Origin of the sequence: Nonomuraea sediminis (genome assembly GCF_018531495.1) — a bacterium.
In the GTDB taxonomy this organism is placed as follows: domain Bacteria; phylum Actinomycetota; class Actinomycetes; order Streptosporangiales; family Streptosporangiaceae; genus Nonomuraea; species Nonomuraea sediminis.
This window is the reverse complement of record NZ_JAHDTI010000013.1, coordinates 221,045-238,825: the sequence shown is the minus strand read 5'-3', so window position 1 is coordinate 238,825 and position 17,781 is coordinate 221,045. Positions and strand designations below refer to the sequence as shown.

Annotated in this window: 19 protein-coding genes; 10 read left to right on the top strand and 9 right to left on the bottom strand. The window is 71.7% G+C overall.

Going from position 1 to position 17,781, the window contains the following annotated elements; all coding sequences use genetic code 11:
• Nucleotides 1-40: 40 nt before the first annotated feature.
• Complete coding sequence (locus tag KIK09_RS43360) at nucleotides 41-1,627, top strand: DUF2207 domain-containing protein (RefSeq protein WP_250574689.1); 1,587 nt, start codon at nucleotides 41-43, stop codon at nucleotides 1,625-1,627.
• On the opposite strand, the gene KIK09_RS43355 is transcribed toward KIK09_RS43360, so the two are convergent.
• Nucleotides 1,624-2,244, bottom strand: a complete 621-nt coding sequence (locus KIK09_RS43355; protein ID WP_214325345.1) for a response regulator — start codon at nucleotides 2,242-2,244, stop codon at nucleotides 1,624-1,626. The genes KIK09_RS43360 and KIK09_RS43355 overlap by 4 nt on opposite strands.
• Nucleotides 2,241-3,272, bottom strand: coding sequence for a sensor histidine kinase (locus KIK09_RS43350; protein ID WP_250574688.1), 1,032 nt, complete (start codon nucleotides 3,270-3,272; stop codon nucleotides 2,241-2,243). The genes KIK09_RS43355 and KIK09_RS43350 overlap by 4 nt, the downstream gene beginning before the upstream one ends.
• Nucleotides 3,273-3,404: 132 nt before the next feature.
• On the opposite strand from KIK09_RS43350, the gene KIK09_RS43345 reads away from it, so the two are divergent.
• Both KIK09_RS43345 and KIK09_RS43340 read left to right on the top strand, forming a co-directional pair.
• On the top strand, nucleotides 3,405-3,902 hold the full coding sequence (locus KIK09_RS43345; protein WP_214325344.1) for a GlcG/HbpS family heme-binding protein: 498 nt from the start codon (nucleotides 3,405-3,407) through the stop codon (nucleotides 3,900-3,902).
• Nucleotides 3,903-4,446: 544 nt separating this feature from the next.
• Nucleotides 4,447-5,025 carry an ankyrin repeat domain-containing protein gene (locus KIK09_RS43340; RefSeq protein ID WP_308164671.1) on the top strand — a complete coding sequence of 193 codons (579 nt, stop codon included), beginning with the start codon at nucleotides 4,447-4,449 and terminating at the stop codon, nucleotides 5,023-5,025.
• On the opposite strand, the gene KIK09_RS43335 is transcribed toward KIK09_RS43340, so the two are convergent.
• A complete protein-coding gene (locus KIK09_RS43335) occupies nucleotides 5,022-5,924 on the bottom strand; it encodes an asparaginase (protein WP_214325342.1) in 903 nt (300 codons plus the stop codon). The two genes, KIK09_RS43340 and KIK09_RS43335, sit on opposite strands and share 4 nt — an antisense overlap.
• 20 nt (nucleotides 5,925-5,944) lie before the next feature.
• Between KIK09_RS43335 and dtd the strand changes: the two genes are divergently transcribed.
• Genes dtd through KIK09_RS43320 form a run of 3 tightly spaced genes read left to right on the top strand, consistent with a single transcriptional unit; the run spans nucleotide 5,945 to nucleotide 7,664 of the window.
• Nucleotides 5,945-6,370 (top strand): D-aminoacyl-tRNA deacylase, encoded by a 426-nt coding sequence (gene dtd / locus KIK09_RS43330; RefSeq protein WP_214325341.1) that lies wholly within the window; start codon nucleotides 5,945-5,947, stop codon nucleotides 6,368-6,370.
• A 26-nt stretch (nucleotides 6,371-6,396) separates the two neighbouring features.
• Nucleotides 6,397-6,813: a MarR family winged helix-turn-helix transcriptional regulator gene (locus KIK09_RS43325; RefSeq protein ID WP_214325340.1), complete on the top strand. Its 417-nt coding sequence runs from the start codon at nucleotides 6,397-6,399 to the stop codon at nucleotides 6,811-6,813.
• The gene (locus KIK09_RS43320) at nucleotides 6,810-7,664 is read left to right on the top strand and encodes a DNA-3-methyladenine glycosylase family protein (protein WP_214325339.1); all 855 of its coding nucleotides are present in this window, start codon (nucleotides 6,810-6,812) and stop codon (nucleotides 7,662-7,664) included. Before KIK09_RS43325 ends, KIK09_RS43320 begins: the two co-directional genes overlap by 4 nt.
• Here KIK09_RS43320 and KIK09_RS43315 read toward each other — a convergent pair.
• Nucleotides 7,661-7,957 carry a DUF2470 domain-containing protein gene (locus tag KIK09_RS43315; protein ID WP_214325338.1) on the bottom strand — a complete coding sequence of 99 codons (297 nt, stop codon included), beginning with the start codon at nucleotides 7,955-7,957 and terminating at the stop codon, nucleotides 7,661-7,663. The genes KIK09_RS43320 and KIK09_RS43315 overlap by 4 nt on opposite strands.
• The gene (locus KIK09_RS43310; RefSeq protein WP_214325337.1) at nucleotides 7,954-8,439 is read right to left on the bottom strand and encodes a heme-binding beta-barrel domain-containing protein; all 486 of its coding nucleotides are present in this window, start codon (nucleotides 8,437-8,439) and stop codon (nucleotides 7,954-7,956) included. Before KIK09_RS43310 ends, KIK09_RS43315 begins: the two co-directional genes overlap by 4 nt.
• A gap of 59 nt (nucleotides 8,440-8,498) precedes the next feature.
• On the opposite strand from KIK09_RS43310, the gene KIK09_RS43305 reads away from it, so the two are divergent.
• Nucleotides 8,499-8,861, top strand: a complete 363-nt coding sequence (locus tag KIK09_RS43305; protein WP_214325336.1) for a DsrE family protein — start codon at nucleotides 8,499-8,501, stop codon at nucleotides 8,859-8,861.
• Nucleotides 8,862-8,909: 48 nt separating this feature from the next.
• Here KIK09_RS43305 and KIK09_RS43300 read toward each other — a convergent pair whose 3' ends face one another.
• Together KIK09_RS43300 and KIK09_RS43295 are read right to left on the bottom strand one after the other, a co-directional pair.
• Nucleotides 8,910-9,623: a type 1 glutamine amidotransferase gene (locus KIK09_RS43300; RefSeq protein WP_214325335.1), complete on the bottom strand. Its 714-nt coding sequence runs from the start codon at nucleotides 9,621-9,623 to the stop codon at nucleotides 8,910-8,912.
• The gene (locus KIK09_RS43295) at nucleotides 9,613-10,842 is read right to left on the bottom strand and encodes a Mur ligase family protein (RefSeq protein WP_214325334.1); all 1,230 of its coding nucleotides are present in this window, start codon (nucleotides 10,840-10,842) and stop codon (nucleotides 9,613-9,615) included. The genes KIK09_RS43300 and KIK09_RS43295 overlap by 11 nt, the downstream gene beginning before the upstream one ends.
• Nucleotides 10,843-10,983: 141 nt before the next feature.
• Here KIK09_RS43295 and KIK09_RS43290 point away from each other — a divergent pair, with 141 nt between their 5' ends.
• The gene (locus KIK09_RS43290; RefSeq protein WP_214325333.1) at nucleotides 10,984-11,406 is read left to right on the top strand and encodes a YjdF family protein; all 423 of its coding nucleotides are present in this window, start codon (nucleotides 10,984-10,986) and stop codon (nucleotides 11,404-11,406) included.
• Here KIK09_RS43290 and KIK09_RS43285 read toward each other — a convergent pair.
• On the bottom strand, nucleotides 11,403-14,327 hold the full coding sequence (locus KIK09_RS43285; RefSeq protein ID WP_214325332.1) for an ATP-binding protein: 2,925 nt from the start codon (nucleotides 14,325-14,327) through the stop codon (nucleotides 11,403-11,405). The genes KIK09_RS43290 and KIK09_RS43285 overlap by 4 nt on opposite strands.
• Before the next feature lie 73 nt (nucleotides 14,328-14,400).
• On the bottom strand, nucleotides 14,401-16,335 hold the full coding sequence (locus KIK09_RS43280) for a hypothetical protein (protein WP_214325331.1): 1,935 nt from the start codon (nucleotides 16,333-16,335) through the stop codon (nucleotides 14,401-14,403).
• Between the two features lie 145 nt (nucleotides 16,336-16,480).
• On the opposite strand from KIK09_RS43280, the gene KIK09_RS43275 reads away from it, so the two are divergent.
• Both KIK09_RS43275 and KIK09_RS43270 read left to right on the top strand, forming a co-directional pair.
• Entirely contained in the window at nucleotides 16,481-17,143 is a 663-nt protein-coding gene (locus KIK09_RS43275) for a hypothetical protein (RefSeq protein ID WP_214325330.1), read from the top strand.
• Complete coding sequence (locus KIK09_RS43270; RefSeq protein ID WP_214325329.1) at nucleotides 17,140-17,778, top strand: hypothetical protein; 639 nt, start codon at nucleotides 17,140-17,142, stop codon at nucleotides 17,776-17,778. The genes KIK09_RS43275 and KIK09_RS43270 overlap by 4 nt, the downstream gene beginning before the upstream one ends.
• Nucleotides 17,779-17,781: the final 3 nt, after the last annotated feature.

Below are 17,781 nucleotides of genomic sequence, written 5' to 3'. Positions count from 1 at the left end.
CCCGATACGCTTTGCGGCCATGACGGTAACCAGGCTAACGATGGCCGTTTTGGGCGCCGCCGCCCTGGCGCTGAGCGCCACCCCCGCCATGGCCGGAGCCGGTATCACCGACGAGGTGACCCTGCAGCTCGGCAAGGGCGGCACGCTGCACGTCATCGAGAAGGTCGGGGGCACCGGCCAGCTCCAGCGAACCCTGACCACCCGGATCCGGTACGACGAGGGCAACGACCGGGTCTTCCAGGTCTCCGGCGTCAAGGGCGGCAAGCTCGAGGGCGACCTGCTGACCGTCACCGCGCCCGCCACGGTCGAGTACGACGTCAAGGGCGCCGTCGCGCCCGCCGGCGGGACCGAGGAACTGCGCTGGTACGCGGTGGGCGGCTGGAAGGTGCCCGTCACCAAGGCCACCGTCAAGGTGACGGGGCCCGGCCAGGTGCAGAACCTGTCGTGCTTCGCCGGCGACCTCGGCTCCGTGACGGGGTGCACCACGGCCAGCATGGACCACGAGGCCACCGAGGCAGACTTCGAGCAGAACTACCTGGCGCCCGACCACGCGCTGACCGTGATCGTCGGCTTCCCGAAGGGCTCCGTCGGAGCGGGCGCCCCGATCCTGGAACGCCGCTTCTCCCTGACGACGGCGTTCACGCTCAACACGATCACCGGCGGGGCGCTTGCCGGGCTGCTGGTGCTGCTGCTCGGCGGGCTGCTCATCCTGTACTGGACCCGTGGACGCGACGCCCGTGTGGCAGGGGGCGAGCGCGGCGCGATCAACCCGGTGCAGAACGGTCACTTCACCCCGCCCGACGGGGTACGTCCCGGGCAGATCGGCACGCTCGTGGACGAGCAGGCCGACGTGGTCGACGTGACGGCGACGATCGTGGACCTGGCCGTGCGCGGCTACCTGCGCATCGACGAGCAGCCCAGGCAGGCCTACGACGCGCCCGACTGGCTGCTGGTCCGCCTGCCGAACGCGTCGATCCTGGCGCTGCTGCCGTACGAGAAGGCGCTCTACGACGCCATCTTCGAAGGACGGGACGCGGTGCTGCTGTCGCAGCTGTCCGGCTCCTTCGGCGGTCACCTGGGCAAGGTCCGCGACGCGCTGTACGCCGACGTGGTCACCCAGGGCTGGTTCGCCCGGCGCCCCGACACCGAGCGCACCCGGTGGACGACGATCGGCGTGATCCTGATCGCCGTCGGCCTGCTCGCCACCGTCGCGCTGGCCTGGTTCACCACGTACGGCCTGCTCGGGCTGGCCGTGGTCATCGCGGGCGCCGCGCTGGCCGTGGGCGGGCAGTACATGCCGGCCAAGACCGCCAAGGGCTCGGCGGCGCTGGCCCACACGCTGGGCTTCCGCGACTACCTGTTCTCCGGCGACCTGGGCGAGGTGCCGGAGCAGCACCGGGTGGAGCTGTTCTCCCGCTACCTGCCCTACGCGGTGATCTTCGACGGAGTGGAGCACTGGTCGCGGGTGGTGGCCTCGGTCACGGGGAACGGGCACCAGGCCGACAACCTGTACTGGTACCACGGCCCGGCCGAGTGGGACCTGTCCAAGTTCGCCGGGTCGATGCGGACCTTCACCACGACGACCTCGGGCGCCATCTCGACCACCCGGCAGTTCCGAACCCTCTAGATCCGGATATATCCGGACTCGATGGCCTTGCTGACCGCCGCGGTCCGCGTGTCCACGCCCAGCTTGCCGTACACGTGGTTGAGGTGGGTCTTGACCGTGGCCTCGGTGATGAACAGGGCCTTGGCGATCTCCTTGTTGCCCGCGCCCCTGGCCAGCAGCTCCAGGATCTCGATCTCCCTGGCGGTCAGCGCGGGCCCCGGGTCGCGCATGCGGCGCATCATCCGGGTCGCCACCTTGGGCGAGAGCGCGGTCTCGCCCCTGGCGGCGGCCCTGATGGCCTGGAAGAGCTCGTCCGGCGGGCAGGCCTTGAGCACGTAGCCGGTGGCGCCGGCGTCGATCGCGCGCACGATGTCGGCGTCGGTCTCGTACGTGGTCAGCACCAGCACCTGCGGCGCGCTCGCCAGCGCGCGCACCCGTCTGGTGGCCTCCACGCCGTCGGGGCCGTCGCCGAGCTGCAGGTCCATCAGCACCACGTCGGGCCCGCGCAGCGCGATCAGCCGGACCGCGTCCTCGGCGTTCTCCGCCTCACCGACGATCTCCAGGTCGGGCTCGCCCGCCAGCAGCGCCTTGAGCCCCGCCCTGACCACGGGATGGTCGTCCACCAGGAACAGCTTCATACCGGAATCCTCGCCGCCACGGCCGTGCCCTCGCCCGGCACGCTCTCCACCACCAGCGTCCCGCCCACCTCCGCGAGCCGGTCACGCATGCCGCGCAAGCCGTACCCGCGCCCGGGCCGGTGCTCGCCGGTGATGCCGACCCCGTCGTCGTACACGTCGAGCGTCACCTCGCCCGGCAGGTAGGACAGGGTGACGATCACCCTGCTGGCGTGGGCGTGCTCGCGCGCGTTGGCCAGCGCGCCCTGCGCCACTCTCAGCAGGACGGCCTGCGTCCTGGGATCGATCGGGTATTCCTGCCCCTCCAGGCGGAACTCCGGGCTCATCGCCTTGATGGCGTCGGCCAGAGAGCCCCGCGCCAGCGCGGCGGGCCCGAGGTCGCGCACGAAGCGGCGGGCCTCCTCCAGGTTGTCTCCGGTCGCCTCGATGGCCGTCCTGAGGTACTCGCGCGCGCTGGCCGGGTCGGACTCCCACACCCGCTCAGCCGCCTGCAGCAGCATCCGCTGGCTCGTCAGGCCCTGGGCGAGCGTGTCGTGGATCTCCCTGGACAGCCGCTCGCGCTCCTGCATGATCCCCGCCCTCCGCAACTCCCAGAAGATCACCACTGTCATCGCCGCCACCGCGATCGGCGCCAGCACCAGGCTCGGGTCGAACCTGTCGGCCAGGCTGATCTGCGCGATGATCACCGCCAGCGTCAGCACGGCCGCCGCGGCGATCGTGGCCCTGATCGGCAGCAGCCGCAGGCACACGTACAGCAGCGGGATCGCGCACCAGGCGAACGACGGCGCCAGCTCGACCAGCACCAGCCAGCACACCAGCACCGCCGCCAGCCAGGCCAGCCTGCCCCGGTGCCCCAGCCGCTCCCACATCGCCACCCCCGCGGCGTAGAGGACGGCCAGCAGCCCGGCGTCCGTCAGCGCGGCCACGGTCTGGGTGTCCATCGGATGGCGGACCACCAGCCGCGAGGCCGAGGCGGCGAGCAGCAGGAAGAACCCGGCGTGCATGGCCCGGTTCAGCCAGACGCGTTCCATTGACGTAAAGCTGCCCTCCTCGGGGACTCGGCGCATCAACCGATCGGTTGACTTCGCCGTCACTCGATTGTCGCCCACGACTCGACCGCACACCCGATGGCCCGGCCGCTGACCAGCGGCAACCTGGGAGACATGAAGATTCGCATCGCGGCCACCGCTGCCGCTCTCGCCGGCCTGACCATCCTTGGCGGGGCCACGCAGGTCGCCCAGGCCGCTCCCTCCGAGCCCGCGGTCGTCCAGACCAGCCAGCTCTCCGCCGACGCCGCGCTGAAGGTCGCGGACGCGGTCCAGAAGGAGGCCGCCAAGCAGAAGCAGCGCGTCACCGTGGCGATCGTGGACCGCTCGGGCGCCACGCGCCTCATCCTCAAGGGCGACGGCGCCGGGCCGCAGACGGAGGAGTCGGCCAGGCGCAAGGCCTTCACCGCGGTCTCGTTCGGCAAGGCGACGAGCGAACTGTCCAAGAACCAGGCCCTCGCGGCGATCCCCGGCACGCTGCTGCTGGGCGGCGGCGTCCCGGTGACCTCGGACGGCTCCCCCATCGCCGGCATCGGCGTCGGCGGCGCCCCCAGCGGCGACATCGACGAGTCCCTCGCCCAGGCCGGCCTCCGCGCCCTCGGCTCCCTGTCCTGACCCTGCACGGCGAGCCACCGCCCCCGGCGCCGTACGCCTCGCCCCCACCCCGACGCAGGAAGGTTCGCCCCACAGGCACGCCTCCCAGGCACCGAACCTCCACGCGCACGCCCAGGCGCCGGGGCGGCGAGAAGGGGTACGGCGAAGCTCGGCGCCCTGTACGCCGCGAAGCCGTAGCCGGGGCGCCACGACGAGGCACCGACCCCACGGCACCCCCAGGCGCCGGAGCGGCGGGAAGAGGTACGGCGGAGCTCGGCGCCCTGTGCGGCGGGGAGCTGTGGCCGGGGTTGCCACGACAACTGAGCGCCGTGACGGCGGGCAAGTGGCGACGACTCGCCGGAAGCGCCGGGTGCGGGCCCGCAACCGGAGTACGGCGGGCGGCCGGGGGCGGCGGCTCGCCGTACGAGGATCAAGGGCGATGCACAGGGCTCGCCGTAGAGGATCGATGTTCGGGGGTGGAGGGGAAATGTGGCGGTGGCTGGTGGTGTTTGGGCTGGTGGTGGGGTGTTCGGGTGGTGTGGGGGACGGCGTGAGAGGATCAAGGGTGCTGGATCAACAACTGCTGCAAGCCGCCGCGGCCGGTGACGCCGTCGCCGTGCGGGACGCGATAGCCGAAGGCGCCGACCTCGAGGCCAGGGATTCCAGGCAGCGGACGCCGCTGCTGCTGGCCGCCGCCGAGGACCATGTGGAGGCCGCCCAGGTCCTGGTCTCGGCCGGAGCCGACCCGAACGCGCTGGACGCCCAGCACGACACCCCGTGGCTGGTGACCGGCGTGACCGGCAGCGTGGCGATGCTCAGGGCGCTGCTGCCCGCCAACCCCGACCTGACCATCAGGAACCGCTACGGCGGCGTGTCGCTCATCCCCGCGTGCGAGCGCGGCCACGTCGACTACGTGCGCGAGGTGCTCAAGACCGGCATCGACGTCAACCACGTCAACGACCTGGGCTGGACCGGCCTGCTCGAGGCCGTCATCCTGGGCGACGGCTCCGAGCCCTACCAGAGGATCGTCCGGCTCCTGCTGGAGGCCGGCGCCGACCCCGAGCTGGCCGACCGCGAGGGGGTCACGGCGCGCGAGCATGCCGTACGCAAGGGGCAGAGACAGATCGCGGCGCTGCTGAGCTAGGTGCGGCGCAGGCGGATCTCGCCGACGGGCCGGCCGCCGCCGTGGAGCGGCGGCGTGGCGAGGGCGTCGAGGGCGGGCGCGTCCAGGCCGACCGAGCGCAGGGCCGCGACGGTGACGGGGGTCCGCGCCCGCATCGAGCCGTCCTCGACCTTGACGGTGCCGGCGCGGCCGTCCTCGAAGGCGAACGCCTCGAAGCCCTCGGCGCCCACCTTCACCATCAGCCCGGGGATGGCCCGCATCATCTCCGCCTCGGAGCGGTCGGTGCCGGAGGTCCACTCGGGGTGGGTGCGCATCGCGTCGAACACCCGCCGGTCCTCCATCATGGCCAGTTGCCTGAAGGCCCTGGTCACGCCCAGCATCGAGACGAAGAACAGCGGCGCGCCGCACCCGTCGACGCCGGAGGCCGCCACGCGCTCGCCGGTCAGGTCCTCGACCGTCTGCCGGATCGCGCGCTGCAGCGGGTGCGCGGGGTCCAGGTAGGTGCCGGTGGGCCAGCCGTTCAGCACGCAGGTGGCGAGCATGGCCGCGTGTTTGCCCGAGCAGTTCATGTACGCGCGCCCGTGCTCGGCGACGGCCCGGTCGAAGGGGTAGTCGTCGGGGCAGAGCAGTGCGGACTCCTCCAGCCCCGCGCTCGCCAGGATCTTCCTGGCGCCCTCGACGTGGAAGGGCTCGCCGGAGTGTGAGGCGCAGGCCAGCGCGAGCAGCTCGCCCTCCAGGTCGAGCCCGTTGCGGAGCATGGCGAGCACCTGCAGCGGCTTCATCGCCGACCGCGGCGAGGCGGGCACGTGGACCGCGCCGTGAGCTTCCACCGGGATGCCCGCGGCGTCCACGGTGAGCATGCGGGCCTGGTGGACGGACTCCACGAACCCGGAACGGACAACCTCTACGACCAGCGGCATTTGACCTATTCTAGGGAGCCGTGCGAGCAGTGGTGCAGCGGGTCAGTTCCGCATCCGTGGAGGTCGAAGGTCAGATCGTGGGCGCGATCGACGAGCCGGGGTTGCTCGTCCTGGTCGGCGTCACCCACACCGACACCAGGGCGGAGGCGACGAAGCTGGCCGCCAAACTCTGGGGCCTGCGCATCCTGCACGGCGAGAAGTCCTGCTCGGACATCTCCGCCCCGCTGCTGGTGATCAGTCAGTTCACCCTGTACGGCGACACGCGCAAGGGCAGGCGCCCGACCTGGCAGGCCGCGGCTCCTGGGCCGGTGGCCGAGCCGCTGGTCGAGGCCGTGGTGGAGGAGCTGCGGGCGCTGGGCGCGCACGTCGAGACGGGCGTCTTCGGCGCGGACATGAAGGTGTCGCTGCTGAACGACGGCCCGATCACGCTGGTTCTGGACATTTAGTCTTCGCGCAGATAATCTGCGTGTCTATGAGCCCTGACGAGAGTCCCGGATTCCTGCTGTGGCGGCTCACGCTGCGCTGGCAGCGTGCGATCACCGCGGTGTTGACCCCGCTCGACCTGACGCACGTGCAGTTCGTGCTGCTGGCCAGCACCTGGTGGCTGAACGGGCAGGGGCAGCGGCCCAACCAGCTCAGCGTGGCCAGGCACGCGGAGACCGACGTGAAGATGACCTCTCAGGTGCTGCGCAAGCTGGAGGAGAAGGGGCTGCTCGTGCGCGAGGTGGACCCCGCCGACACGCGCGCCAGGCTGCTGCGCCTCACCGAGCGCGGGCAGCAGCTCGCCGAGCGGGCCGTGGCCACGGTCGAGAAGGCCGACGCGGGCTTCTTCGCCTCGATCCCCGACGGCACCTCCATGATCACCGCACTCCGGAGGACGGTCCAGTGACGATGCTCGCCGCCAAGGCACCCTTCGACTTCGACGCCACGCTGCGCTTCCTGCGCGGGTTCCCGCCCACCTCCGGCGAGCAGCGGGTGGACCGCGACAGCCTGACCAAGGCGCTGCGGGCTGGCGGCCAGACCCTCGTGGCCACGCTGAAGGCGGCCGAGGGCGGCCTGGAGGTCTCCTACGCCGCGGCGCCCACGCCCGCCGCCGAGGCGGAGGCGGCCGACCGGCTGAGCTTCTACCTGGGGCTCGAGGACGACCTGGCCGAGTTCTACGCGCTCGGGCGGTCCGACGCGGCCTTCGCGCCCGTGGTCGAGGCGCTGTACGGCTACCACCAGGTCAAGTTCCCCTCCCCGCTGGAGAACCTGGTGTGGGCGATCCTGTGCCAGCGGGTCCCGATGCCGGTGGCGACCAAGGCCAAGCAGGCCCTCGTCGCCCACGTCGGCAACGACAGGGACGCCTTCCCCGATCTCGACCAGCTGCTGTCGCTCGACCAGGACGAGCTGACCGCGCTCATCGGCAACACCACCAAGGGCGCGCGCCTGCACGCCGCCCTGCGCCGGTGGGCCGAGACGGACGAGCGGCACCTGCGCACCGCGCCCTACGGCGAGGTCAAGGAGTTCCTGCAGAGCCTGCCCGGCATCGGCCCGTGGTCGGCGAGCTTCATCCTGATCCGCGGCCTGGGCCGGATGGACGAGGCTCCCGTCGACCGCGAGCTGCTCAGGTCCGCCTCCGCGGTGTACGGCCCGCTGTCGGAGGACAAGGCGCGCGAGCTCGCCGCGACCTACGGCCCCTGGCAGGGCTACTGGGCCCACTACCTGAGAGCCGCCGGCCTGGTCCGCCGAGCCGCCTAGTGCTCGCCGCGCGGCTGGAGGCCCAGCTTCAGGCAGGCGTCGCGATACAGCCGCACCACCGCCATGCGGACCTGCGGCCGCTCGGTCAGCGTCTCCCCCCACGGCACCCTGACCCGCTCGCCGCCGTCGATCGTGAACTCGATCGCCTCGGCGTCGACGTGGCTGGTGGAGGCCGTGCTCGCGTCCGGACGCCCGCCCAGCCCGCGCACGATGATCAGCGCGTCTCCGGCGTGGTCGTCGTTCATGTGCCGCTTGATCGCCTCGACGACGTCGTCGGTGAACGGCGAGCTCATGCCACCTTCTTCAGCTCGGCCGACATGTGGGAGGTCAGCGGATGGCCCACCGCCGCCATGTCGTAGGCCCACATCAGGTTGCCGTTGACCAGCCCGTAGAGGCGGTGGCCCGCGGTGTACTCCTTGGCGCCGGCCGTCCTGGCCACCACGTCGGTGCGCAGCTCGATCTTGTGGAAGACGACCTCGCCGACGTAGATCTCCACGATGCCCGTCGGGTGGGCGAGCAGGACCTCGATCTGCCGCTCGGGCTGCGGCCGCCAGTAGCCGGTCTCGGTGGCCAGCGGCTTGACCCGGTCACCGGCGTCGTTCAGCAGCCAGGTGCGGCTCACGTAGCTCAGGAACGGCTTGCCGTTGTGCCCGAACTCGATCTCCTGCCCGAAGTTGAAGCTCTCGATCGTCGGGTATCCGCCGACCCCGGCGCCCTCCCACCTGCCCAGCAGGAACGCGATCGGCTCCAGATCCGGATGCACCTCTTCTTCCATGCGGCCAAGCCTAGTCTCGGTGCGGAACGGTTTCTGTGCGAGGGATTAGGGTGGCGGACATGGCACGATCTTTGGTCATCAAGGTGACCGCAGGGGCCGACGCTCCCGAGCGATGCAACCAGGCGTTCACGGTCGCGGCCGCGGCGCTCGCCAGCGGTGTGCCCGTCTCTCTGTGGCTGACCGGCGAGGCGTCCTGGTTCGCGCTGCCCGGCAGGGCGAAGGAGTTCAGCCTGCCGCACGCGGCCCCGCTGCCCGACCTGCTCGACGCCGTGCTGGCGGGCGGCCGCGTGACGGTCTGCACGCAGTGCGCGGCCCGCAGAGACATCACGGTCGACGACCTCATCGAAGGCGTCCGCATCGCCGGCGCCCCCTCCTTCGTCGAAGAGGCCCTCACCGAGGGCGCCCAGGCACTCGTCTATTGACGCCCTGCTGAAAACCTCTCCTCCTGTACGGCAGGCCCGTGGAGACGGTCAGTGGGAGAGGACTGCGTCCAGGCGCTCCTGGCGGAGTTGGTTGTAGCGGGTGTCGTCGAGGGGGGCGAGGTCGCCGGCCGCCCAGGTGAGGAGGAGGTCGGCGAGGGCGGGGTTGCGGGCCAGGGCGGGGCCGTGCAGGTAGGTGCCGACGACGTGGCCGGCGTAGCAGCCCTCGAAGCCGTTGCCGTTGCCTATGCCCGACAGGACCTTGGCCAGCGGCTTGACGCCGGGACCGAGGTGGGTGATGCCCATGTGGTTCTCGAAACCGGTCAGCGTGGGCAGGTTGAGCCCGGCGTCGACCTCGGCCGCGAGCTCGCCGACCGCGCGGGAAGGCCCGCGGGAGCTGGCGATGTCGAGCAGGCCGATGCCGTCGACCGGCTGGCCCTCCTCACCGCCGAAGGTGCTGCCCATGATCTGGTAGCCGGCGCAGACCGCGAGCATGGCCGCGCCGCGGGCGATGGCCCGGTGGAGGCCGCCGTCGCGGCGCAGGCGTTCGGCGGCGAGGATCTGCGGCCGGTCCTCACCGCCGCCGATGAGGTAGATGTCGCCCGTTTCAGGGACGGGGTCGGCGGAGCGGACGTGCACGACCTCCGCGTTGATGCCGCGCAGCCGCGCCCGCGACTCGAGTACGAGCGCGTTGCCCTGGTCGCCGTAGGTGCTCAGCAGGTCGGGGTAGATCCAGACGATGCGCAGGGCGCTGTCAGACGGCACGGCCGAACTCCGATCGGATCTGCTGGAAGGCGGTGTAGTTGGCGATCACGTCGACGCGCCCGGGCGGCTGCATCGCCAGTGCCTCGGAGAACGTGCCGCACAGCGTGAACGGCACCTCGGCCACCTCCAGCCGCAGCGCCAGGTCGAGCCGCCGCTGGCCGGTGACGAACACGGGCCGGCCGCGCAGCACGCGGTAGTCGACGTCCCACAGCCAGGACGTGTCGCGCCCGTCGGGCCCCTGCGCGTTGACCGACAGGATGATCGGCAGGCTGGAGTCCGCCACGTCGAAGGCCTCCAGCCAGCCGGCCGGGTTCTTGGCGAGCAGCAGCCGGGCGTCACGCCCCTCGCGGGAGACCGTGGTGTAGCGGCCGGCGACCGAGGTGACGTCGCGCAGCCGTGGCAGCGCCCGCTCCGCGGGCATCCCGAACGCCTCGGCCACGGCCAGCGCCATGACCGCGTTGGAGCGGTTGGCCAGCCCGGGCAGCTGGATGTCGAGCACCCAGCGGTGTCCGCGCGGATCGATGGCCGCGTCGTCGTCGAGCACCCACTGCGGCTCCGGCCGGTGGAAGGTGCACTCGCGGCAGGCCCAGCTGGCGTCCTTGCGGTCGAGCGGCCCGCCGCACTCGGGGCAGCACCAGGAGTCTTCCTTCCAGCGCTGACCGCCGGCGACCCAGGTGACCTTGGCGGCCGTCGAGGCGCCCCAGGTGACCAGCGGGTCGTCGCAGTTGGCGACCACGTGGGTGGGCTTGCCCGACAGCGCGCGGCGCCACTTCTGCGCCAGCAGCCAGATCTCCGCGGCGCGGTCCATCTGGTCGCGGCTGAGGTTCATCAGGCAGACCACGCCCGCGCCGGTCGTGTCGAGCACCTCGGGCAGGTACTTCTCGTCCACCTCGAGCACGCCGTAGGGGGCGTCCTTCTGCTGCGACAGGGCCGAGACGTGACCCGCCGGCATGTTCGCGCCGAACGCGTTGGTGGCCACGTCACCCAGCTCGAGCAGCGCCGAGGCGATCAGCCGCGTGGTGGTGGTCTTGCCGTTGGTGGCGCTCACCAGGGCCAGCCTGCGGTCGCGTGCCAGCTTGCGGAGCAGATCGGGTTCGAGCATCAGGCCCACGCGCCCGCCGATCACCGATCCGTCGCCGCGCCCGGTCATCCTGGACAGCGTGGCGGCGCTCCGGCCCAGGGCACTGGCGAGCGCAGCCCGCAGAGGAAGCTGGGTCATATGAAGGGATCCTATCCGCGCCTTACCATGAAGGGGCACACGAAAACGCGGCCCGGTTGGTAGCCCGGGTGAAAGATCCATGTATCCGCCCTTCCAGGGATGTCCGGTGTGCCGATTTCGGCATGCCTACTGGAGGGATACATGGTCACCCTTTCCGTCTACCTGGACGGCCCGTTCTGGGTCGGCGTCCTGGAGATCGTCGAGGACGGCAGGCTGCGCGTCACCCGTTTCACCCTCGGCTCGGAGCCGACGGATCCCGAACTGTACGCCTTCCTCATGAGGTACGGCACGGCCCTGCTGGAATCCGCCTCCCGCGCCCCCGCGGTCCCGGCGGACACCCGCGAGCCCCGCAGGGTGAACCCGAAGCGGGCCGCCAAGCTGGCGGCCAGGGCGGCCGCCCGGCTCACCACCCGCAGCACCGCCTCGCAGGAGGCGATGCGGCTCGAGCTGGAGAGCCGCAAGCAGGCGGCCGCCGCCGACCGGAAGGCCACCAGGCAGGAGCAGGCCGAGCACCGGCGGGAGGTGGCCAGGCGCAAGCGCATCGAGCGCCACAGGGACCGCTAGCCGGCGAACTCGAGCTGCGGGGCGTCGTCACCGTCGAACGGCAGGACGAACCGGCGCGGCCACGACAGCACCGACTCCAGCCAGCCGGCCCCCATGGTCTGGCCGATGTGCCGCAGCCGGACCGCGGCGTCCAGGCCGATGGCCACGCTCAGGATGTCGTGCTGCAGGGTCGCGTTCTCGTCGTCGCCGAGGATGGCCCGCCAGGCCAGCTCCCTGTTGCGCTCGACCTCCATCGACAGCGGGTGGTGGCGCAGCGCCTTGGCCCGGTGCCCGAGCAGCTCGTTGCGAACCGGCTCTGCGGAGCCGTTGGCCGCGAACAGCGCGTACTCCATGGGCGGCGCGGGGCTGCGCAGGTCGGGCGCGGGCCGGCCGAACGGGAAGAGCCGCTCCACCTCGTGCAGCCAGCGCACCTGCGGGATGACCCAGGTCGCGCCTGGCCGCTCGCCGCCGCCCTCGGCCGAGCCGAGCAGCCGCGTCGCGGTCTCGGCGGCCCTCTCGGTCAGCAGCGCGGGGTCGAACCAGCTGCGCAGGGCCCAGTCGCGCCGCCGTACCGCGCGCTCGACCAGCGTGGCGAGCAGGCACTCGCGCCGCCTGGCGGGCAGGTCGGCCCAGGCGGCCGCCAGCGCGCGCGGCACGCCGGGCAGCGGCCGGTTGCTGACGAAGGCGAGCACGACGGTGTCGCACCAGATCCGCAGCCACGCCCACTCGGGCGAGTCGGCGAGCACGTCGGCCTCGCGCAGCTCGACGAGGGTGCATGCCTGCCCGTTCGTGCACTGCGTGCCGCAGGCGGCCGACCTGCGGCCCCTGATCGGCGGGGCGGGGCTGGGCAGCGGCTTCTCCCTGGACTCCCCGAGCGGCACCCGCACGCGCAGCGGCCGGTCCATCCCGTCGGCGAACACCGCCGCCGAGCCGGGCTGGAGCGAGACGACCTGGCGCGACTGTTCCTCGCTGAGGTTCATGGCGGCGCCGACGAGCTGCCGGTCGTCCTCGGCGGGCAGCCGGTGGACGACCTTCAGCGCGGTGTTCTTCACCACGTCGGGCACGAGCTTGGTCGGGATCTGCTCGGCTACCACGATGCCGGTGCCGTAGGCGCGGATCTCGGCCAGCATCCCGGCCAGCAGCTCCACGGCGTGGGTGGAGGCCCGGCCCGCGCCGCGGTCGCGCAGCAGCCGGTGCGCCTCCTCGATCACGATCACATGCCGGAGATTCCCGGACTTTTCCTGACGTGCCCGCATGCGCAGGTGTTCGACGATCCTGATGATGAGCGTGCCCATCAGGAAGGCCTTGTCCTCGTCGTTGGCCACGTCCTCGATGGCCAGCACGACGTCGCGCTCGAGCAGCCCGCCGATGTCGGCCGGATGGCCGCCCTCGAAGAAGCGCCCGGCCGAGCCCACCCGCAACGACCGCAGCCGCAGCGAGATGAAGCCCTCCACGTCGGCCTGGACCTCGCGCCCGTAGCCGATCTCCTGGATGACGTCCATGGCGTGCTGCTGCAGCTGTTCCAGCGTGGGCACGCTGGGGGGCACCTTCGCCCCCGGCACGGCCCCGCCGGTCACCACGTCCCAGCCGGTCGCCTCGTAGACCCGTTGCAGGGCCAGCGACATGATCTGCGGGAATGGCTCCTCGGCGTCGAAGGCGGCCATGAACAGCGCGCGCACCATGTCGATGTGCGCCTGCACCGGGTAGCCGGGCTCGGGTTCGAGCGGGTTGATGCTGAAGGGCACGCCGCCGGGAGCCGACGGGTTGATCACCGTGACGGGCTCGTCGACGCGCCCGCCCATCGCGGCGTACTCGGACTTGGCGGGCTCGATGGCCAGCCACGGGATCTTGGCCCTGCTGAGCTGCTCGAGCAGGTGCCTGACGGTCTGCGACTTGCCCGAGCCGGTGGCGCCGGTGACGAAGGCGTGCCGGTTGAGCGTGGCCAGCGGCACGCGGAACGAGCCCACGGCCCGCTCCTGCCCGTCCATGATCTCCCCCAGGTCGAGCTCGCCCGCGTCCGCCTCCGAGGTGACGTCGAAGAACCCGGCGTCGAGCACCCGGACCCCTGGCACCTCCCTGCGCGGCAGCCCCGCCAGCGCGGCCAGCGCCCCGGCCGTGGCCGCGAACGGCGCGGCGGCCCCGTCCCCCGGATCCTGAAGGGTCGCGGCGAGCGCCTCCGGCAGCGCGTAACCGTGGCCGGACAGCTGGCTGCGCAGCCGGTAGGGGTGGTGGCTCATCTCCACCGAGCCCACCAGCACCGGCGCGATCTGCCGCAGCTCCTCGGCGGTCGCCGCCCCCGCGAGCACCCGCACGTTCCACAGCCCCGCCTCGCGGAAGGCGTCCAGCTCCTGCATGCGCCGCTCGGCCCGTTCCGCGTCGAAGCGGGAGCGCTCGGAGGCGTCGCCGTACTGTCGCAGCACGTTGAGCTGGGTGCGCAGGTGAGCGACCTCGGCGTCGAGCAGGTCGGTCGGCTCGGCCACCACCAGCCAGGCGAACGGCCGCGACATCAGCGTCACCAGCGTCGACTCGAACAGCGTCGGCCGCTTCAGCTCGTCGGGATCGAACTCCCTGCGCCCGCCCAGCGGCGGCGCCTGGCGTCCCGGGCACGGCGCCCACACCAGGTCGGCGAGGTCGGCCAGGTATTCCTCGCCCAGCGGCACGCCGCGCGCGCCGCCGGGGAACAGCAGCGGCTGCGGCCCGCTCGGGCCGCCCGGCGGGCCGGGCGCGCGGCGCGGCTGGCGCGGCGGCGACAGCGGTCCCGCGTTCGTGATGAGTTCCAGCGGGGCTCCCGACCCGCGCGACAGCCAGCCGATGACGAACGGCTTGGCGCACTGGGCTGCCGACAGGACGGCCGGGAGTACCGTGACGAAGTCCCATTCGGCCGACGAGCTTCGCGATGGAGCGGCGATCGACTGGATTCTGTACCAGGGCCCACTAAGCATTCCATCCCCCCAGACGGTTCTTCAGTAAAGTCCCGCCGATCGTCAGCCCGTCACCTTGACATTGACGAGGTCATTACCTGTCCTTGCGCCAGTCGAGGCGCTGCGGGGGTGGCCCCAGGTTGGGCGGCGGCTCGTCGTCGTCGCCGGGCGAACCGGTCGAAGCGAGCACCGCTTCACGGACTTCGTCCAGCTCACCGAGGGTGGTCCTGGGGAAGGTGAGGATGGCCGGGTTGGCGTCCGCCAGCCGTACGCGGCGGCCCTCGGCGGTGGCGTCGGTGACGATCACCGAGGTGGTGGGCAGCTGCTGGAGCTGGTGCGGCTCGACCAGGAACTCGCGCGAGCGCTGCAGCACCCGCTCCTTCTCGCCGATCTTGGTGGCGGTCCTCCCCCACTCGGTCGACTCGGTGATGTCCTCCGCCAGGTCGGTACGGCTCTCGCCACGCTCCTCCGTGGCGTCCTCCGCCTGGGAGATCGTGGAGGTGTAGCCGCCGTCGAGCCCGGCGATGGAGGCGCTGATCGTCTCGGTGAGCTGGGCCAGCTCGAGCCGGTGCTCGGTGCCGACGTGCTCGCTGGCCACCCGGGCGTCCTCGGCGTTGCCCAGGCGCATGAACGCCACGGCCGCGTGTCCCCTGCCCAGCCGCTCCCGCACGGTCGGGGTGAGCGAGCGGTAGGTGAGGACGAGCCCGGTCCTGGAGGTCTCGCAGGCGTCCATCAGCCGGTCGAGCACGTCGCCGCGGAGCTTGTCCGCCCCGGCCACGATGATCGTGTGGTACCAGGGCCGGTCGGAGGCGGGCGACTGGCGCAGGATGTGCGTGAGCGCGGTGGCCACGTAGGTGCCGAGCACCCGGTTGCCGAACACGCCCGCCTGCCGGTCCATGCTGACCACGCGGAGCCTGGCGGGCGGCAGCCGTACCGCCTGGGTGCCGAGCGTCTCCAGCTTGCGCAGCTGCGACTCCAGCGCCCAGGCCCGTTCGATGACCACCCGGTCGCTGACGCCGCGACCGAACAGCGTGCCGATCCGCTCGAGCTGCGTCGCGGTGATCAGCCCGAAGCGCAGGTCGTCGCGGGGGTCGCCGACCTGGGCCAGCGCGCGCAGGGCGGCGGTGACCTGGTTGATCGTGGCGTTCTCGCCGAGCACCTCGAGCACCCGCTCCAGGATCGCGTTGTCGAAGCTCAGGTCGCGGGTGGTGCGGCTCTCCTCGCTGACGCTGACCACGTGCGCGAGCACGTCGGCGAAGGCCTCGGGCTTGAGCGTGGCGCCCAGGTCCAGCTTGGGCAGGTCGACCGGGAGCACCCAGACCAGCGGCTCGTCGCCGCCGCGGCCGGCCAGCTCGATGAGGTCCTTGGCGATCGCCCCCTCCGACAGGTCGAGCACGGTCAGGTGGCCGCCGGTGTACAGGCGGGTCGCGCCGAGCAGCGTGATCAGCGCCGACCAGCCGGGCAGCGTGCCGCCCGCCACGTCGATCCTGTCGATCTCGTCGGGCACGGCCACCGCGTACCAGGTGAGCTGGCGGTCGTGGCGGTCCTTGAGCTCCTGCCACTCGCGGTAACGCTGGGCGTGCTCCTCCTGGGCGTGGAACAGCTCCTTGTCACGTTCCTGGCGCTGCCTGTCGTCCCTGGCCTGCTGCTCGTGCACCCGGTACTTGACAGCCCTGTCGCCCTGGAGGAGCGCGTAGCTGCAGATGCCCGCCACGCCGCCGGCCGCGGCCAGGCCGATCAGGGCGAAGGACCAGTTGAGGTATCCGGCCACGGCCGCGGCCAGGATGATCGCGGTGAGGATCACCATGAACCAGCGGAAGATGCGGACCGGCCGGTTGAGCAGGTCCTCCTGCAGGCGCTCACGGCGCACCAGCTCGGGATCGGGCTCGGCGGGCGGCGGCTCGCTCTCCTCGACCGGCGAGGGCCGCTTGGGCGGAGGCCCGGGATCGGGATGCAGCAGGATGTACTGCCAGCCCAGGTAGATGAGGTCAGCCTGGAGCTGAGCATGCTCGGGATGCACGTCCGCCACGTGACCCTCCGGCAGCCATATGTCATTAGTACGTGACAGCGTATGAGCTCGAACCCCTGCAGCGGCAGGGTTCTCGGCAATTCGCCCAGCCCGATGGGACTAATGCGGCAGATGGTGCAACCGTGACCTACTACCATCCTTAACCATGACGGAACCCTCCGGCGGGAGCAGCACGAAGCCCAGTCGCCCGGTAGTGGTGCCCGCAGTGGCCCTGGTGGCGGCCACAGGACTCGGCATCACCGCTCTCCTCGGTGGTCTTGAAGAGAGGCCGGACCCCGCGCCACCCAAACTCGGCGCCGGGCAGACGCTCGACCAGGGCCAGTTCGAGACGCAGTTCGTGGAGTCCAGGTATTCGGAGAAGAAGGCGGAGAACGAGTTCGCCAAGGACAAGCGCTTCCTCGACCTGGTCTTCAAGGTGACGAACAAGACCGACGACCCGTCGTTCGTGGGCTCCCCGCCCAACGCGAACGGCGGCGGCGGAGGGTTCGGCGGCTCGGTGCTGAAGATGACCCCGGAGATCAAGACCCAGTTCGGGCCCGAGACGTTCATCCAGTCCAAGGGCGCGACGAGCCGGATCCTCCAGCCGGGCGTGCCGTCGACCGTCGTCTTCCGCTACGAGCTGGGGCCGGGCGTCAAGCCGCCGCAGCAGGTGTCGCTGGAGGTCGGCAAGTTCGAGGAGCTCGAGAGCGCGGTCGACGGGTCGACCAACTGGATGCTCGCCTCCGAGTCCGGCTTCCAGGACGAGAAGGCCACCGACACCGTCGCGGCCACGGTGACGCTCCCCGTCAAGCAGGGACCTGCCTCATGACGGCCGTACAGCAGCAGGTGACGGCGCCCGGCCGCGGCCAGCGCAAGGGCGGGCGCAGGAGCGCGGGCAGCGTGGTGCTCAACACCGTGCTCGGCCTGGCGCTCGCGGCCGGCGCGGTGAGCCTCCAGACGCTCGCGATGTCCGCCGACGACATGGACAGCCGGCTGACCTACTCCGGGGCCAAGGGCCAGGAGGTGAACGCCGGTCGCTTCGCGGTGAAGGTCAAGGGCGTCTCCTCCGCCAAGCAGATCCGCACGTTCGACAAGACCGTGCCCACCGACCAGATCTTCCTGGTGGTCGACGCGGAGGCCACCGTGCCCAAGACGCCGCTCAACCTGGCCGCCCCCGTGCTGCTCACCGCCGACGGGCGGCGCTTCGCCGGCAGCGACAAGGTCAACAGCACGCTGTCCGGGGTTCCGATCCAGCCGGGCTGGTGGACGCCCGGCGTCTTCATCTTCGAGGTGCCCGTCGACGCGCTCGCCGGCGCCAAGGCGGTGATCAGCCCGCAGGGCAGCGCGCTGTACGGCGAGCCTCTGATGCCGGAGGCCCAGGTGGACCTGGGCATCGACGACGCCACCGCCAAGCGGCTCGCCTCCGCGCCGGCGGAGGTCTACACCCCGGGCGAGAAGAAGTAGGGC

Excerpts from the sequence above, each read along its gene's own strand:
- KIK09_RS43360 (WP_250574689.1), top strand. The coding sequence starts at position 41 with ATGGCCGTTTTGGGCGCCGCCGCCCTGGCGCTGAGCGCCACCCCCGCC.
- KIK09_RS43355 (WP_214325345.1), bottom strand. The coding sequence starts at position 2,244 with ATGAAGCTGTTCCTGGTGGACGACCATCCCGTGGTCAGGGCGGGGCTC.
- KIK09_RS43350 (WP_250574688.1), bottom strand. The coding sequence starts at position 3,272 with ATGGAACGCGTCTGGCTGAACCGGGCCATGCACGCCGGGTTCTTCCTG.
- KIK09_RS43345 (WP_214325344.1), top strand. The coding sequence starts at position 3,405 with ATGAAGATTCGCATCGCGGCCACCGCTGCCGCTCTCGCCGGCCTGACC.
- KIK09_RS43335 (WP_214325342.1), bottom strand. The coding sequence starts at position 5,924 with ATGCCGCTGGTCGTAGAGGTTGTCCGTTCCGGGTTCGTGGAGTCCGTC.
- KIK09_RS43325 (WP_214325340.1), top strand. The coding sequence starts at position 6,397 with ATGAGCCCTGACGAGAGTCCCGGATTCCTGCTGTGGCGGCTCACGCTG.
- KIK09_RS43315 (WP_214325338.1), bottom strand. The coding sequence starts at position 7,957 with ATGAGCTCGCCGTTCACCGACGACGTCGTCGAGGCGATCAAGCGGCAC.
- KIK09_RS43310 (WP_214325337.1), bottom strand. The coding sequence starts at position 8,439 with ATGGAAGAAGAGGTGCATCCGGATCTGGAGCCGATCGCGTTCCTGCTG.
- KIK09_RS43305 (WP_214325336.1), top strand. The coding sequence starts at position 8,499 with ATGGCACGATCTTTGGTCATCAAGGTGACCGCAGGGGCCGACGCTCCC.
- KIK09_RS43295 (WP_214325334.1), bottom strand. The coding sequence starts at position 10,842 with ATGACCCAGCTTCCTCTGCGGGCTGCGCTCGCCAGTGCCCTGGGCCGG.
- KIK09_RS43290 (WP_214325333.1), top strand. The coding sequence starts at position 10,984 with ATGGTCACCCTTTCCGTCTACCTGGACGGCCCGTTCTGGGTCGGCGTC.
- KIK09_RS43285 (WP_214325332.1), bottom strand. The coding sequence starts at position 14,327 with ATGCTTAGTGGGCCCTGGTACAGAATCCAGTCGATCGCCGCTCCATCG.
- KIK09_RS43275 (WP_214325330.1), top strand. The coding sequence starts at position 16,481 with ATGACGGAACCCTCCGGCGGGAGCAGCACGAAGCCCAGTCGCCCGGTA.
- KIK09_RS43270 (WP_214325329.1), top strand. The coding sequence starts at position 17,140 with ATGACGGCCGTACAGCAGCAGGTGACGGCGCCCGGCCGCGGCCAGCGC.